1 protein-coding gene is annotated in these 914 nt (G+C 76.5%); it reads right to left on the bottom strand.

Annotated features, from left to right (window positions below; translation table 11 throughout):
* Nucleotides 1-914 (bottom strand): isocitrate/isopropylmalate family dehydrogenase (locus CKO13_RS12375; RefSeq protein ID WP_200261454.1); only part of this gene is annotated, 914 nt, incomplete at both ends.

Raw genomic sequence — 914 nt, 5'->3', positions numbered from 1 at the left:
GATGATGCTCACCGCCGCGGCAGCGGCGGCGGGGTCCTCCACGCCCATCCACTCGAGCATGGCCGCGGCGGTGAGCATCATCGCCCCCGGGTGGGCGCGATCCTGCCCGGCGATGTCCGGGGCGCTGCCGTGGGTGGGCTCGAACAGCGGGGGGCGGCGCCGGTCCGCCGGGTTGAGGTTCGCCGAGGGCGCCAGGCCCATGCCGCCGGCGAGCACGGCGGCGAGATCGGTGAGGATATCGCCGTGGAGGTTGCTGGCGACGACGACGTCGAAGGCCCACGGCTCCGTCACGAGCTTCATGGCGCAGGCGTCGACGAGCTCGTGGCGGGTAGCGACCTCGGGGTACGCCGCGGCGAGCTCGGCGAAGACCTCGCTCCACAGCGCGCCGGCGTGGCGCACGGCGTTGCGCTTGGTGACCAGGCAGAGCGAGGCCTCCGCCGCCGTGCCGTCGTCGCGGGGGAAGGCCTTGGCGGCCCGCTGCCCCTGCCGGCGCTCGAGGGCGCGCGCCCGCGCCCGCTCGAAGGCGTGGCGGATGACCCGCTCGGTACCGACGCGGGTGAAGACCGCCAGCTGCGTCGCCGTCTCCTGGGGGCTACCGACCGCTAGCCGTCCCCCCTGGTCGACGTACTCCCCCTCGCTGTTCTCGCGGACGACGAGCAGGTCGGTCTCCAGGGCCCGGGGGCTCGCCAGCGGCATCGGGGCCCCGGCCAGGGGGACGGCCGGGCGCTCGCAGGCCCAGAGGTCGAGCGCCCGGCGCATCTCCAGCAGGGGGGCGAGGGAGACGCTGTCGGGCAGGGCGTAGCGCTCCGGGTCACTGCCCGGCCCCGGGTCGCCGAGGGCGCCGAGCAGGAGGGCGTCGAAGCCGGCGAGGCGCTGGCGCCAGTCGGCCGGCATCATCGCCCCGTGGGCCCGGG

The organism is Halorhodospira neutriphila (assembly GCF_016584055.1).
Lineage (GTDB): Bacteria > Pseudomonadota > Gammaproteobacteria > Nitrococcales > Halorhodospiraceae > Halorhodospira > Halorhodospira neutriphila.
This window is presented reverse-complemented; position numbering and strand designations above follow the sequence as displayed.